The 15022-nt window shown below is 72.6% G+C and carries 11 protein-coding genes; 4 read left to right on the top strand and 7 right to left on the bottom strand.

The window, feature by feature from the left end; all coding sequences use genetic code 11:
- The first annotated feature begins 74 nt into the window (after window positions 1-74).
- Complete coding sequence (locus H9L09_RS08135; RefSeq protein ID WP_187580134.1) at window positions 75-1148, top strand: NADH:flavin oxidoreductase/NADH oxidase; 1074 nt, start codon at window positions 75-77, stop codon at window positions 1146-1148.
- Window positions 1149-1258: 110 nt separating this feature from the next.
- Here H9L09_RS08135 and H9L09_RS08130 read toward each other — a convergent pair whose 3' ends face one another.
- Together H9L09_RS08130 and H9L09_RS08125 are read right to left on the bottom strand one after the other, a co-directional pair.
- Window positions 1259-2521 (bottom strand): S1C family serine protease, encoded by a 1263-nt coding sequence (locus tag H9L09_RS08130; RefSeq protein ID WP_187580133.1) that lies wholly within the window; start codon window positions 2519-2521, stop codon window positions 1259-1261.
- A 51-nt stretch (window positions 2522-2572) separates the two neighbouring features.
- Window positions 2573-3733 carry a sensor histidine kinase gene (locus tag H9L09_RS08125; RefSeq protein ID WP_246456356.1) on the bottom strand — a complete coding sequence of 387 codons (1161 nt, stop codon included), beginning with the start codon at window positions 3731-3733 and terminating at the stop codon, window positions 2573-2575.
- Between the two features lie 21 nt (window positions 3734-3754).
- Here H9L09_RS08125 and H9L09_RS21975 point away from each other — a divergent pair, with 21 nt between their 5' ends.
- Window positions 3755-4048, top strand: a complete 294-nt coding sequence (locus H9L09_RS21975) for a hypothetical protein (protein WP_246456355.1) — start codon at window positions 3755-3757, stop codon at window positions 4046-4048.
- A 22-nt stretch (window positions 4049-4070) separates the two neighbouring features.
- Here the strand turns inward: H9L09_RS21975 and H9L09_RS08120 are convergent, their stop codons facing one another.
- The 5 genes from H9L09_RS08120 to H9L09_RS08100 all read right to left on the bottom strand — a co-directional run bounded on the left by H9L09_RS08120 (window position 4071) and on the right by H9L09_RS08100 (window position 7812).
- A complete protein-coding gene (locus H9L09_RS08120) occupies window positions 4071-4772 on the bottom strand; it encodes a response regulator transcription factor (protein WP_187580132.1) in 702 nt (233 codons plus the stop codon).
- Window positions 4773-4865: 93 nt separating this feature from the next.
- Window positions 4866-5723 carry a fructosamine kinase family protein gene (locus tag H9L09_RS08115; protein ID WP_187580131.1) on the bottom strand — a complete coding sequence of 286 codons (858 nt, stop codon included), beginning with the start codon at window positions 5721-5723 and terminating at the stop codon, window positions 4866-4868.
- A gap of 10 nt (window positions 5724-5733) precedes the next feature.
- The gene (locus H9L09_RS08110) at window positions 5734-6297 is read right to left on the bottom strand and encodes a low molecular weight protein-tyrosine-phosphatase (protein ID WP_246456354.1); all 564 of its coding nucleotides are present in this window, start codon (window positions 6295-6297) and stop codon (window positions 5734-5736) included.
- Window positions 6298-6353: 56 nt separating this feature from the next.
- A complete protein-coding gene (locus H9L09_RS08105) occupies window positions 6354-6728 on the bottom strand; it encodes a phage holin family protein (RefSeq protein ID WP_187580130.1) in 375 nt (124 codons plus the stop codon).
- A gap of 115 nt (window positions 6729-6843) precedes the next feature.
- Entirely contained in the window at window positions 6844-7812 is a 969-nt protein-coding gene (locus H9L09_RS08100) for an EamA family transporter (RefSeq protein WP_187580129.1), read from the bottom strand.
- An 84-nt stretch (window positions 7813-7896) separates the two neighbouring features.
- On the opposite strand from H9L09_RS08100, the gene hisC reads away from it, so the two are divergent.
- Both hisC and H9L09_RS08090 read left to right on the top strand, forming a co-directional pair.
- Window positions 7897-8973, top strand: a complete 1077-nt coding sequence (gene hisC, locus H9L09_RS08095) for a histidinol-phosphate transaminase (RefSeq protein WP_187580128.1) — start codon at window positions 7897-7899, stop codon at window positions 8971-8973.
- A gap of 362 nt (window positions 8974-9335) precedes the next feature.
- A complete protein-coding gene (locus tag H9L09_RS08090; RefSeq protein WP_187580127.1) occupies window positions 9336-14891 on the top strand; it encodes a prealbumin-like fold domain-containing protein in 5556 nt (1851 codons plus the stop codon).
- Window positions 14892-15022: the final 131 nt, after the last annotated feature.

The raw sequence follows: 15022 nt of genomic DNA, 5'->3' as shown, positions 1-15022 counted from the left end.
GACCGAGTGCGCCCGGCCCCGGACGCACGGTCCACCCCGGAATGCCCGAAGCCGACCAGGATGTTGGGACGGACATGACGCACCTCTTCTCGCCCGTCCACTTGCGCGACACCACGGTGCGCAACCGTGTGTGGGTCGCCCCCATGTGCCAGTACTCCGCCGTCGACGGCGTCCCGAACGACTGGCACCTCGTGCACCTCGGCTCGTTCGCGCGCGGCGGCGCCGGCCTGGTCCTCACCGAGGCCACCGCCGTCTCCCCGGAGGGCCGGATCTCCCCGGTCGACACCGGCATCTGGAACGACGCGCAGCGCGACGCCTGGGTGCCCATCGTGGAGTTCGTCCACGGCCAGGGCGCGGTGGCCGGCATCCAGCTGGCGCACGCCGGGCGCAAGGCCTCCACCCGGCCGCCGTTCGAGGGTCGCGGCGTGGTCCCGGTCGAGGAGGGCGGCTGGGAGACCGTCGCGCCGTCCGCGGTGGAGTATCCCGGCCTCGCGGTGCCCCGCGCGCTCAGCATCGCCGAGATCGACCAGGTGGTCGACGACTTCGTCGCGGCTGCCCGCCGCTCGATCGAGGCCGGCTTCGACGTCCTCGAGATCCACGCCGCGCACGGGTACCTGCTGCACCAGTTCCTCTCGCCGCTGTCGAACCGGCGCCAGGACGAGTACGGCGGCCCGCTGGCCGGCCGGTCCCGGCTGCTGCTGCGCGTGGTCGAGGCCGTGCGCGCCGCCGTACCCGCCATGACGCCGCTGCTGGTCCGGCTCTCGGCCACCGACTGGGTCGAGGGCGGCTGGACCCCGGAGGAGTCCGTGGCGCTGGCCCGGCTGCTGCGCGAGGCCGGCGTGGACCTGGTCGACGTCTCCTCCGGCGGCAACGCCCCGGCGGAGATCCCGGTGGGTCCGGGCTACCAGGTGGCGTTCGCCCGGCAGATCCGCGAGGAGGCCGGGATCCCGACCGGCGCGGTCGGGCTGATCACCGAGCCGAAGCAGGCCGAGGAGGTCCTCGCCGACGGCGCCGCCGACGTCGTGCTGCTGGCACGCGCCCTGCTGCGGGACCCGCACTGGGCGCTGCGGGCCGCGCACGAGCTCGGCGTCCGGGTCGGCGAGGGCGTCGACTGGCCGAAGCAGTACCTCCGCGCCACCCTGGGCTGACCCCCGCGCGGCACGCCGGGCCGGCCGGACGCCGGCTGCATACAAGACCGGGCCGGCGCGTCCACAGCCTGGGAGACCTGTGTGCGCGCCGACCCGGCGAAGGGGAGTCGTCAGGAGGAGGGGGTGCCTCCGTCGCTCCCGAGCGTAGCGGTCAGCGTCTTGGTGCCGCCTCCCGCGGAGGCCACGACGAGCTTCACCTGGTCGCCGGGCCGGTGCCCGCGGATGGTCGCGACCAGGGACTGCGAGTCGCTGACGATCTGGTCGTCGACCCGGGTGATCACGTCACCGGTGCGCAGGCCGGCGTCGGCCGCGGGCGAGCCGGGGACGACCCGGGCCACCTTGGCGCCGCTGACCAGGCCGTCGTTGCTGACCGAGTCGCCGACGCTGACGCCGAGCTGGGCGTGGGTCGGGGTCTCGTTGTTGCGCAGCTGGTCCACGATCGGCAGCACCTCGTCGATCGGGATCGCGAAGCCGAGGCCGATCGAGCCGCCCTGGCCCTGCATGCTGCTGGTCGCGGTGCGGATCGAGGAGTTGATGCCCACGACCTCGCCGCGCATGTTGACCAGCGGGCCGCCGGAGTTGCCGGGGTTGATCGCCGCGTCGGTCTGGATGGCGGGGTACGTCGTCGCGGTGCCCTGGCTCTCGCCGACGGAGACCGGCCGGTTCAGCGCGCTGACGATGCCGCTGGTGACCGTGGACTCGAGACCGAACGGCGCGCCGATCGCGACCACGTTCTCACCGACGTCGAGCTGGTTCGAGTGGCCGATCTTGGCCGGGGTCAGCCCGGAGACGCCGGTCGCCTTGATGACCGCGAGGTCGGTCAGCGGGTCGGTGCCGACGAGGGTCGCCGGCGCGCTGGTGCCGTCGCTGAAGTTCACGGCCATGCTGCCGCCGTTGCCGGCCACGGAAGCCACGTGGTTGTTGGTGAGGATCTCCCCGTCGGAGCTGAGGATGATCCCCGATCCCGAACCGGCGGAGCCGTCGGCGCCGCGGACGTTGATCTTGACGACCGAGGGCAGCACCGAAGCGGCGACCTGCTCGACCGAGCCGTCGGGGGCCGGGGTGTCCTGGGTGGCGGAGATCGGCGTGCTCACCCGCGACTCCGTCGAGGATGACGCGTTGTTCACGCCATCCCCGACGATGCCGTCCACGGCGGAGAACCCCGCAGCGCCAGCCAGCCCGGCGAGCCCTCCTACGACAAGCGAGGCGATCACGATCCGAGTGCCGCCCCTGTTGCTCGACCGTGAGGTTGCCCCCTCCGGGGTCGGGGCAAACCCGGGATTCGGGGAGTAGTACTGGTGCTGCGTGCCCCCGAAGACGTGCGTGTCCTCGCGGTCAGGGGTGTTCGGGTGGTCGGGAGTGTGCTCGCTCATGTCTACGAGCATGGCCGCCGACCCTGAAACAGCACTGAGAGTCCGCTTTGACTACCGCATGATCTTCGCGCTGTCGTCGGAGCCGTCCGGACCGCCCGGGCCGCCCAGTCCGTCTGGGCCGCCGGGGCGACCCGGACCCGCGACCTCGGCGGCGGGGCCGTGGTTGTCGGGGGGCCGCCGTACGGCGCCGCCGGGGAGCGTGAGCCGGAAGGCCGCTCCTCCGGAGGCGGCGCGACCGGCCGAGACCGTGCCCCCGTGCCGCTCGACGACCTGGTGCACGATCGAGAGGCCGAGCCCGGAGCCGGGCAGCGTGCGCGCCTCGGCGGAGCGGTAGAACCGGTCGAACACGTGCGGCAGGTCCTCGTCGCTGATCCCGTGCCCCTCGTCCTCGATGAGCAGGGTGCCGGTGGCCAGCCGGACCGTGACGGTGCCCAGCGGCGGGCTCCACTTCGCGGCGTTGTCGAGCAGGTTCGTGATCGCCCGCTCGAGGGCGGCCGGCTCGCCGACCAGCCACCACGGGGCCGTCCGGACGTCGAAGTGCAGGCCCTGCGCGCGCCGGCGTACCCGCTCGACCGCCCGGTCGACGACCTCGGCGAGCTCCACCTGCTCGATGGCGGTCGGTGCCCGGTCGTCGCGCGCGAGCTCGGTGAGGTCGCCGATCAGCGTGGTCAGCTCCTCCATCTGGAACCTGATGTCGCTCATCAGCTCGGTGCGCGAATCCGGGGACAGCCCTCCCCGGGCGTCGGCCTGCATGAGCAGGTCGAGGTTGGTCCGCAGCGAGGTCAGCGGGGTGCGCAGCTCGTGGCCGGCGTCGGCGACGAGCCGACGTTGTCGGTCCCGGCTGGCCGACAGCGCCGCCAGCATCGCGTTGAAGGCGGTGGCCAGCCGGGCGATCTCGTCGTTGCCCTCGACCTCGATCGGCTCGAGCTCCTCGGTCCGCGCGATCTCCTCCGCGGCGTCGGTGAGCCGGCGCACCGGTCTCAGCCCGTTACGGGCCACCGCCCATCCGGCGAGCGCGGCGCCGATGACGCCGAGCGCGCCGAAGACGAAGAGCACGAAGCCGAGCTTCTCCAGGGTGTACTGGTTGCTGCGCAGCGACTGCGCGAGCACCAGCGCCGTCCCGGGCTCGTTGCTGGGGACCGCGGCCACCCGGTAGGCGCCGTCGCTGGTCTCGATGGTCCGGCAGGAGTAGCTGCGCGACCCGCGAGCCACCGCCAGCTCGGGGCGCCCAGGGTGATGGAGGACTCCCCGGGCACCCGGGTGGTGACGATCTGGCCGTCGGAGGTGATGAAGCCGACCTTCACGTCGGCGGCGCCGACCATCCAGGACGGCACCTTGTTCTGGGTCAGCTGGCTCAGCGCGCTGGACTGGGCGGCCGCGCTGGCACGGGTCCGCAGCGACCGGTCCAGGGTGTCCTGGAGCTGGTGCCGGACGGTGAAGTACGCCGCTGCCGCGACCAGCGCCACCGACAGGCCCACGGCGATGGTGGCCAGCAGGGTGACCCGGCTGGCCAGCGAGCGCCGGTAGCGCCACGTCCGCGGGTCGACCATCAGGCCTCCTTGAGGACGTACCCCACGCCGCGGACGGTGTGGATCAGCCGCGGCTCACCCTCGGCCTCGGTCTTGCGCCGCAGGTAGCCGACGTAGACCTCCAGGGAGTTCGCCGTGGTCGGGAAGTCGTAGCCCCACACCTCCTCGAGGATGAACGAGCGCTCCAGGACCCGGCGGGGCCGGCGCAGGAACATCTCGAGCAGGGCGAACTCGGTGCGGGTCAGCTCGATCTGACGGTCGCCCCGGCGGACCTCGCGGGTGCCGATGTCGAGGGAGAGGTCGGAGAAGGCGAGGACCTCGTCGGGGTTGCCGTCGGGGGCGGGGTGGGTGCGCCGCAGCAGCGCCCGCAGCCGGGCGAGAAGCTCCTCGAGGGCGAACGGCTTGGTCAGGTAGTCGTCGGCGCCCGCGTCCAGCCCCTCGACCCGGTCCCCGACGGAGTCGCGGGCGGTCAGCACCAGGATCGGCAGGTCGTTGCCGGCGGCGCGCAGCGCGCGGGTCGTCTCGAGGCCGTCCAGGCGCGGCATCATCACGTCGACCACCAGCGCGTCGGGCTGGCGGACCGCGATCGCGGCCAGGGCGTCGGCGCCGTCGGCGGCCAGGCTCACGACGTACCCGTTGAACTCCAGCGAGCGGCGCAGCGACTCGCGCACCGCCCGGTCGTCGTCGACGACGAGGACGTGGGAAGGACTTTCGCTGCTCACCCGCCCACTGTGCCATCCATTCCTGAACCAGGCCTGAGTCGGGCCCGGGCCGGCCGTTGAACCGGCCCTGGGAGTGGAGGGGTCCGCGGCGGGTCAGAGCAGGCTGCGGGCGGCGTCGCCGGCCCGGGCGCCGTAGCCGCCGCCGAAGAGGCAGGCGTGCACCAGCAGCGGGTACAGGTGGTGCAGCGGCACCCGGTCCTCCCAGCCGTAGGCCAGCGGGGTGCTCTCGTGGTAGGTCTCGAGCACCCGCGGCAGCTGCGGGCAGCCGAACAGTGCCAGCATCGCCAGGTCGGTCTCCCGGTGGCCGCCGTGCGCGGCGGGGTCGACGAGGTGCACCGCGCCGTCGACGCCCCAGAGCAGGTTGCCCGACCACAGGTCGCCGTGCAGGCGCGCGGGCGGCTCGGCGGGCCCGGCCAGGTCGTTGATCCGGCGCACCACGGTCTCGACGGACCGGGCGTCGGCGGGGTCGATGCGGCCGCGGTCGCGGGCCAGCTTCAGGTAGGGCAGCACCCGACGGGTGGCGTAGAACTCGGGCCAGCCGGGCGCGGACCGGTTCGGCAGCGGCAGCAGCCCGATCCAGCCGTCGTTGCCCGACGCCGTGCCGAAGCACGGGGCGCCGGCGGCGTGGGTGCGGGCCAGGCCCCGTCCGAAGGCCTCGGCCGCCTCCGGGCTCGGCCGACCCGTCTCCACCCAGGTGAGGATCAGGCAGTCCGGCTCGGCGGCGAGCACCTCGGGCACCGGGACGCCGCCCGTCTGGGCCAGCCAGCGCAGCCCCTCGGCCTCGGTGGGGAAGAAGCCGGCCGGAGCGCCGGGCCGGGTCTTGACCAGCGCGGTCCGGCCGTCGGAGAGCCGGACCCGGGTCGCGGTGCAGATGTCGCCGCCGGCCACCGGCGCGGTCGCGACCACCGCGGTGCCGAGCAGGGTCTCGACCCGGTGGGAGAGCGCGTTCATCCGGGCCACCTCAGCGCGCCTCCGGCCGGCCGAGCAGCTCGGCGAGCAGGCCGACGATCCGGTCCGCGGTGCGCTCGATCATCGCCAGCACCGCGACGAACCCGTCGTCGCCGCCGTAGTAGGGGTCCGGCACCTCCCGGTCCGCGCCCTCGGCGCGCGGGTCGAAGTCGCGGAAGAGCCGCACCCGCTCCCCGTCGAGCACCGTGCGCCGGTCTGGCCCGGCGGCGTCGAGGACGTCGGCGAGGTTCTGCCGGTCCATCGCCAGCACCAGGTCGCACTCGTCGAACCAGCCGCCGTCGAACCGGCGTGCCTCGTGCCGACTCGCGTCGTAGCCGTGCGCGGTGAGCAGCGCGGCGGCCCGCCGGTCCATCGGGTCGCCGACGTGCCAGCCGCCGGTGCCCGAGCTCACCACCTCGACGTCGAGGCCGGCCGCGGCGGCGCGCTCGGCGAGGACCACGTCGGCCATCGGCGAGCGGCAGATGTTGCCCAGGCAGACCAGCGCGACGCGGTACGGCGCGCGGTCGTCCCGCGGCGCGGGCAGCCGCGGCACCGGCGGCACGGGCACCGACGGCACGGACGGCACCGGAGGCACCGGAGGCACGGGGGAGGGGTCGGGAGCCGGCACCGCGCTCACGTCCCGTCCGGCAGCGCGATCTCGAGGACCCAGGTGGCCACGGTGATGACGATCGCGCCGAGCACCGCGGTCCAGAAGTCCCGGACGTGGAACCCCAGGTCGAGCTGGCGGGCGATCCACTCGGTGAGCAGCAGCATCAGCGCGTTGATCACCACGAGCAGCAGCCCCAGCGTGAGGATGATGAAGGGCAGCGACAGCAGCTTGACGACCGGGGCGACGACGGCGTTGACCACGCCGAAGACCAGCGCGACCAGCACCAGGGTGAGCAGCCGGTCCTCGGTGTCGGCTCCGGTGATCCGGATGCCGTCGAGCAGCCAGGCCGCCGCGGCGAGGGCCAGCGCGTTCACGACCACCCACAGCAGGAACCTCACCGGACACCTCCTCGCGGGTCTGTTGCGGCTTGCACGTCTCTCGCGCCGATGATGCCAGTGCGGGCGGTGGGGAGGAAAACCCGTCGCGGTGCCTGCGCAGGGGCAACCGTCGGGCTCAGGCCAGGTGCGGCGGCTCGATCAGCGCCGGGGAGCGCCGGGCGGACTGGGCGAGCAGGATCCCGACCACGACCGCGACCCCGCCGGCGACCGCGATCGCGTCGAGGGTCTCGTAGAACCACACCCAGCCGAGCGCCGCGACCCCGACCGGCTCCAGCATCGCCACCATCGTCACCGTGGTCGCCGGGAGGTGCCGCAGCGCGGTCAGCTCGACCCCGAAGGGCACCAGAGTGCCCAGCACCACCACCCAGACCAGCAGCGCCCACACCGGAGCCTGGTGCTCCGCGAGCCGGCCGAGCATCGACACCTTGTCGGTGAGCAGGCCCGACGGGAACGCGGTGATCGGCGAGACCAGGTTCATCGCCACGGTGGCGACCAGGAACGACCAGAGGATCACCCGGACCGGGTCCAGCCGGTCCACGCCGTGCTCCCCGATCAGGAAGTACGCCGCGAAGCAGACCGCCGCGCCCAGTCCGGCCGCGACCCCCACCAGGTCGAAGGCGAGCCCCTGCCCGATCCCGGTCGCGGCGGCCAGCCCGACCATGGCCAGCGCCAGCCCGACCCACATCCGGCTCCGGACGTGCTCCTTCTGCACCACCCGGGCCCAGACGGCCACCAGGATCGGCGCCTGGTACTCCAGCAGCAGCGCCATCCCGACCGGCAGCCGGTCGATCGCCACGAAGTAGGTCCACTGCAGCGCGGCCACCCCGATCAGCCCGTGCGCCACGATCAGCAGGCCGAGCCGGCCGGTGGGCGGCCGCAGCGCGTCCGGCCGCAGCAGCGCGGCCACGACGAGCAGCAGGACCGCGGTGCCCGTGACCCGCACCGTGGTCAGCGTGACCGGGTCGACGCCGGCGCGCAGCGCCACCCGAGAGACCCCCGCGTTGACGATGAACAGCAGGGCGCCGGTGCTGACCAGGACCAGCCCCGTCGTGACGGAGGAGGGGTCGGGAGCACGGCGGGACACCCGAGGAGCGTAAGGGGTGCGGCGGGTGCTGACCCCTGACCGTCCGGCGGCGGTCCCGGGCCGGTGGCCGCTAGGGTGCCACCCATGACGACCGCCGAGACCCCGCAGGTGCGCTCCGCCGTCCAGGCACTGCCGGCCTACGTCCCGGGCCGCCCGCCGGAGACCCGGCCGGGCGTGACGACGTACAAGCTCTCCTCCAACGAGAACCCCTACCCGCCGCTGCCCGGGGTGCTGGAGGCGGCGGCCGAGGCGGCCGCCACGATGAACCGCTACCCCGACATGGGCTGCTCGGCGCTCTACGCCGCGCTCGCGGAGCGGCTCGGCGTGCCGGCCGGCCACCTCGCCGCGGGCACCGGCTCGGTGGCGGTGCTCTACCACCTGCTCCAGGCGTTCTGCGAGACCGGCGACGAGGTCGTCTACGCGTGGCGCTCCTTCGAGGCCTACCCGATCGCGGTCGCGGTCACCGGCGCCACCTCGGTGCGGGTGCCGCTGACCGCGGGGGCCCGGCACGACCTGGACGCGATGGCCGCCGCGATCACCGAGCGCACCCGGGTGGTCATCGTCTGCAGCCCGAACAACCCCACCGGCCCGGCGGTCACCCGCACCGAGCTCGAGGCGTTCCTCGACCGGGTGCCGACCCGGGTCGTGGTGGTGCTCGACGAGGCCTACCGCGAGTTCGTCCGCAGCGAGGACGTGTTCGACGGCGTGGAGGTCTACCGGGACCGGCCCAACGTGGTCGCGATGCGCACCTTCGCCAAGGCCTACGGGCTGGCCGGCTTCCGGGTCGGGTACGTCGTCGCGCCGGAGCCGATCGCCGCGGCCGTCCGCGCCTGCGCGCTGCCCTTCGGGGTCTCCTCGATCGCGCAGGCCGCCGCCGTCGCCTCGCTGGCCCGCGAGGACGAGCTGCTCGAGAGGGTCGACGCGATCGTCGCCGAGCGTGACCGCGTGGTGAGCGCACTGAGGGAGCAGGGCTGGGACGTCCCCGACGCGCAGGGCAACTTCGTGTGGCTCGCGCTGGGCGAGCGCACCGGCGCGTTCGCGGCCGCCGCCGAGGAGGCCGGCGTGATGGTCCGACCGTTCGCGGGCGAGGGGGCGCGGGTCAGCATCGGCGAGCCCGCCGGGAACGACGTACTCCTCGGGGTGACCGCCGCGTTCCGTTAGTCATAACGGACTACCCGGACTCGTTCTTGAGAGCCCAAACGGGCTAAATCCATCCCTAATCGGACAAAGGGTCTTCTCAGCCGGGCCATCGGACGGCCATGCTGGGACTCGACCGGTCCTGGGGGCAGTGACGGGTCACAGGAACACCACGACGGACTGCGGCTCGGGAGGCGGCGCGTCCACGGCGGTCGCCGGTCCTTCCAGAGGAGACACCGGCAGCGCTCCTGTTTCCACCACCTTGGGGGGCCTGGGTGGGGAGCACCCGACTCTGCGGCGGGACGCCTCGCGTCCCGCCGCGGAGCGGGCGTGTCCTTTTCCGGAACCCCTCGACGTGATCGTCCGATCTCGAAGGGGAGATCCCCGTGGTCAGCCACACCTCAGCCAGTCCCGCCCACCGGTCCGCGTGGGGCAGGGTGGTCCGCATCCTCGTCGCGCTGTGCCTCGGCCTCGTGACCCTGCCGTTCCTGACGGTCTCGGCCGAGGCGGTCGGGCCCGGCTCGATCGCCATCGACGGCGACCAGGACGGGCTCACCACCGACTGGGAGGGCTACCACGTCGGGGACGACGGCTTCAGCCTGATCCGGGACGGCGTCGGCAACGGCGACTCCACCGGCATCGACGGCCAGGAGCGCGACTACGACGGCGAGGCTCCGGAGAAGGCCTGGACGGCCAACAAGGCGACCGCGTCCGGCAAGTCCGACGTCGGCAACGTGCTGGTCAGCAGCTTCCGCCAGGGCGGCCCGAGCGGCGACCTGATCGCCGCCGTCGGCTTCGACCGCGGCAACGGCAGCGGCACCCAGCGCTACTACCTCGAGCTCAACCAGGCCGTGCACACCTCGATCATGCCGACCCGCACCGTCAAGGACCTGCGGGTGATCCTGGCCGTGAACGGCAAGGACCTCGAGGAGTGCCAGGGCGCACAGCTGTGGACCGGCAGCCAGTGGGGCGCCGTCCAGAAGTGCGCCGGGCTGATCTCCTTCGACGTCAACGACGCCCCGATCGAGGACTACTTCGGCTCGCCGTACCTCACCGCGGGCAAGATCCCCACCAACCAGTTCTTCGAGGTGTCGATCAACCTCACCGACCTCGGTGCCACCTCGTGCCCGGTCGCCGGCTTCAAGACCTTCGACATGCGCACCCAGGAGGGCGCCGAGAACGTCGACACCGGCCAGCTCAAGGACGTGATCCGCGGCCCGATCGACATCGACTCCGACTGCGGCACCATCAACATCGTCAAGAAGGACGCAGCGACGGGCGCGGCCGTGACCGTGGCCGGGGCGAAGTTCTCGATCACTCCGGACCCGACCGCCGGCTCGACCGCCACCGGCGCCAAGACCGTCGTGGACAACAACACCAGCGCCGCGGACCTCACCGACACCGACCCGCGCCCTGGCTACGTCACGGTCGCGAACGTCGACCCGGACACCTACACGGTCACCGAGGTGGCCGCGCCGGCCGGCTACCTCCTGCCGCCCCCGGGCTGCGACAGCAGCGACGACACCGACCGCTGCACGACCAGGACAGTCAGCACCGGCGGCTCGGTCACGTTCAGCTTCGAGGACAAGCACCGGTACGACGCCCCGACGATCCTCAAGAACGCCGCGGCGCTGTACGACGCCACCTACACCTGGGACATCGAGAAGACCGTGGCCGACGCGGACGAGGTCCCCGGGCCCGACGCCACCCAGAACGTGCCGCAGGGCACCAGCGCCTCCTTCGACTACGCGGTCAAGGTCCGCGAGGTCGCCAGGAGCACCTCGAACTATCGGGTCAGCGGCACCGTCACCGTCGGCAACCCGAACAAGCTGCCGATGACCGTCACCCTCTCCGACGAGCTGGCCGACGGCACCGTCTGCACCTTCCCCGAGGTCGACGACGTGTCGGCCGCGGACGGGCTCCAGGTGACCCTGGGCGCGAGCGACGCCGAGATCCCGTTCGGCTACCGCTGCTCCCCGGGCGACCAGGCCCAGGACGGCACCAACACCGCGACGGTGACCTGGGACCGCTCGGTCTACCCGCAGGGCCAGGGCCAGGTGGACAGCCCGCCAGCCACCCCGGGCTCGGCCACCGCGGACGCCGGCTACGCCTTCGTGGTGGACCAGGAGACCGACAAGACCGTGACCGTCACCGACGACCACCACGTCTTCGACCCGGCCTGGACCAACACCTGGGGCCAGGGTGCGAACCCGGAGACCCGGACCTACACCAAGTCCTTCCCGGGCATCGCGGGCACCTGCACCGACTACGACAACACCGCGGCGATCACGCAGACGGGGCAGAGCGACTCGGCCACCGCCACGGTCTGCGTGGGCAAGGACCTGGCGGTCACGAAGAACAAGATCGCCAGCCTGACCCGCACCTACGCCTTCGACCTCGCGAAGTCGGCGGACGACACCACGCTCGAGGTCGACCCGACGACCGGGAAGGCCACGGCGAGCTACACCGTCACCGTGACCGACCGGCCCGCCAGCGACTCCGACTGGCTGATGAAGGGCAAGATCTTCGTCAGCAACCCCAACGACTGGCAGGCGATCATCCTCACCGGCATCACCGACGCCTACAACGGCGACAGCGACTCCTGCGCGGTCGACACCTCCGGCGGCCTGACGATCGCGGCCGGTGCGCAGGACGTCGCGTTTCCCTACACCTGCAAGTTCGACCAGCAGCCGGCGTACGGCGGCTCCAACGTCGCCACCGTCAGCTGGGACCCGGCCACGGCCTCGACCCCGACCGGGTCCGCGAGCGGCAAGGCGCCGGTGGCCGCCGCCGACTGGGCGGTCAGCGAGATCGACAAGACCGTGAACCTGGTCGACGACAAGACCGTCCCGGGTGCCGTCAACGTGCTCGGACCGGTGACCTGGAAGGCGGCGGGCACCGAGCACCCGTTCACCTACCAGCTGTCGCTCAACGGCGTGCCCGGGCAGTGCGTGGACTACAAGAACGTCGCCACCCTCGTGGAGACCGACCAGCGGGCCGACGAGACGGTGACCGTGTGCGCCCCCCAGGGGGTCAAGGTCACCAAGGACGGCGCCGGCACCTACGACCGCACCTACGCCTGGACCATCGACAAGCAGGCCCGTGAGTCCTCGGTCTCCGTCACCGACGGCACCGCGGACTTCCACTACGGCGTGACCGTCACCCCCGCCGGCTACGTCGACAGCGGCTGGACGATGGCGGGCACCATCACCGTGGAGAACCCGAACGACTACAAGACGATCACCGTCGACCTCACCGACGTCCCGGCCACCGGCGGCGGCGCGAAGTGCACGGTGACCGACGGCACCGACGTCGTGGTGCCGATGGCCACGCTCTCGGGCGGCAAGCTCGTCCCCGGCAAGGTCAGCCGTCCCTACAGCTGCACCTTCGACTCGCAGCCGACGTACGACGGTGCCACCAACACCGCGATCGCCGCCTGGGACGGAGGCTCGGCCGCCTCGGTGCCGACCGCGATCCCGTTCACGGTCGACGACGAGACGAACAAGGTCATCACCGTCACCGACGACATGGTCGACCTGCCGACCTCTGCGGTGCTCGGCACCGCCGACTGGTCGGAGGGCGCGAAGACCTTCACCTACACGCTCACGCAGGAGGGGGTCTCCGGTGAGTGCACCGACTACACCAACACCGCGGTCATCGCAGAGACCGACCAGGACGCCCAGGAGACCGTGACGCTGTGCAAGCAGGCGCCGCTCTCGGTCGAGAAGGACGTCACCGCCACCTTCGACCGGACCTACCTGTGGCAGATCGACAAGGTCGCCGACAAGCACGAGGCGGAGATCCCCGCGGACGGGGCGGCCGGGTTCCACTACGACGTGACGGTGGGACCGGACACGACCGGTGGCACGACCGGCTACGACGACAGCGGCTGGGAGATGTCCGGCACCATCACGGTGACCAACTCCAACAGCACCGAGGTCGGCGCGATCACCGCTGACGTCACCGACCAGACCGACGTCGGCGGCGGCGCCAGGTGCACCGTCACCGGCGGCACCGCGGTGGTCGTGGAGCCGGGCGAGGCGGTCGAGCTGGCCTACACCTGCAGCTTCGCCTCGCAGCCGGCGTACACCGGCACCAACACCGCCACCGCCGCCTGGATCGGCGTCGACGGGCCGGAGAGCCGCGAGTTCGTGCGGCAGGTCGGCTTCGTCCTCGACGACGAGATCCAGCGGTACGTCGACGTGGAGGACAACCAGGTCACGCTCGCCGACCCGGCGACGATCGGGGAGCACCTGGACTGGTTCGACGGCGAGCAGGTGCTGGGCTACGACCTGTCGCTGGGCGGGGTGGCCGGGACCTGCGTGGAGTGGACCAACCTGGCCGAGATCGTGCAGACGGGCCAGACCGCCGACGAGACCGTGCGGGTCTGCTCCGAGGCCGCCCTGGTGCTGGCCAAGGACGCCACCGCCACGTTCGACCGCACCTACCACTGGCGGCTGGACAAGGTCGCCGGCCAGCTCGACGACGTGGAGGTCACCGACGGGGACACCGCCACCTTCGGCTACACCGTGACGGCCACCCCGGTCGTCCCGGCGGACGGGGTCTACGACGACCACGGCTACGAGCTGGGCGGCAGCATCGAGGTCACCAACCCGAACACCTACGAGGGCGGTTCGATCACCGCCGACGTGGTGGACGTGCCGGACCTCGGCGACGCCGTCACCTGCGCCGTGGTCGGCGGCGACGACGTGCTGATCGCCCCGGACTCCACGGTGCGGCTCGAGTACGCCTGCACGATCACCGGCCGACCGGACTACACCGGCACCAACGTCGCCCGGGCGACCTGGTCCGGCCCGGACGGGGCGGCGCGCACCGCGTCCTCCGACCCGGTCCCGGTGACGTTCACCCTCGACGGCGAGACCGACAAGACGGTCACCGTGGTCGACGACCAGACCGTCCCCGGCCAGTCGGTCGAGCTGGGCAGCGCCACCTGGAACGCCGAGGGCACGCCGGGCGTCTTCACCTACGACCTGCCGCTCACCGGCACGGTGGGTGAGTGCACCCCGTTCACCAACACCGCCACGATGCCGCTCGAGGGGTCCGACGACCTCACGGCCGGCTCCACCGTGACGCTGTGCATCCAGGGTGACGCGGTGCTGGCCAACGTGGTCAACGCCTCCTACGACCGGGCGTACGCCTGGGGGATCGACAAGGTGGCCGACGGCACGTCGTTCGGCGTGGGCGACGACGGCACCGCGGAGGTGACCTACACCGTGGCGGCGACGCCGGGGGCGGCCACCGACTCCGGCTGGGAGATGACCGGCTCGCTGATGGTCCTCAACCCGAACGACTACAAGTCGCTGACCCTGGACGTCTCGACGCTGACCGACCTGGGCGAGGGCGTGAGCTGTGCCCTCGACGCGGGCCAGGACCTGGTGCTGCCGCCGCTCGGGGAGCGGGTCCTCACCTACACCTGCACCTTCGCGGGCCAGCCCTCCTACGCGGGCACCGACACCACCACGGTGGACTGGGGCTCGGGATCGGTCGAGATCCAGACGCCGGTGGCCTTCGGCCTGGACCAGGAGACCGACCGGGTGGTCGACGTCGTCGACGACCAGACCGTGCCCGGCACCTCCGTCGACCTCGGCCAGGCCGAGTGGAACGAGGCCGGCACCCCGGTCACCTTCACCTACGCCCTGGACCTCGCGGCGGAGCCCAACGAGTGCCAGAGCTACACCAACACCGCCCAGATCGTGCAGACCGGGCAGGCCGACGACGCGACGGTCGAGGTCTGCGGCCCCGAGATCCTGCCCGAGGAGGAGGTCCGGCCCCGGCCGAGGCCGCCGGTGGTGGTGGCCGGAGTCGAGACGGTGCTCCCGGGCACCGGCGGCCCGGCCGGCCTGCTGGCCTGGGGCGGAGCGGCGATGCTGCTCACCGGAGGGATGCTGCTGCTGACCAGCACGAGGCGGGGACGATCCTGACCTGCTCGGAGCAGGAGTAGGAGCCGGGGACCGGGCGTTCGCGCCCGGTCCCCGGTCGCGTCCCCGGCGGGGCCCGCAGCGATTGCCCCCAGGCGCTGCGGGCCCTGCGCTGTGCCGGTGTCCCGGCGGAC

This window comes from Nocardioides mesophilus, assembly GCF_014395785.1.
Classification (GTDB): domain Bacteria; phylum Actinomycetota; class Actinomycetes; order Propionibacteriales; family Nocardioidaceae; genus Nocardioides_B; species Nocardioides_B mesophilus.
Note: the sequence above shows the minus strand (reverse complement) of the source record. Positions and strands in the feature narration are given on the sequence as shown.

Coding starts and splice junctions, on each gene's coding strand:
- H9L09_RS08135 (WP_187580134.1), top strand. CDS start 75: ATGACGCACCTCTTCTCGCCCGTCCACTTGCGCGACACCACGGTGCGC.
- H9L09_RS08130 (WP_187580133.1), bottom strand. CDS start 2,521: ATGAGCGAGCACACTCCCGACCACCCGAACACCCCTGACCGCGAGGAC.
- H9L09_RS08115 (WP_187580131.1), bottom strand. CDS start 5,723: ATGAACGCGCTCTCCCACCGGGTCGAGACCCTGCTCGGCACCGCGGTG.
- hisC (WP_187580128.1), top strand. CDS start 7,897: ATGACGACCGCCGAGACCCCGCAGGTGCGCTCCGCCGTCCAGGCACTG.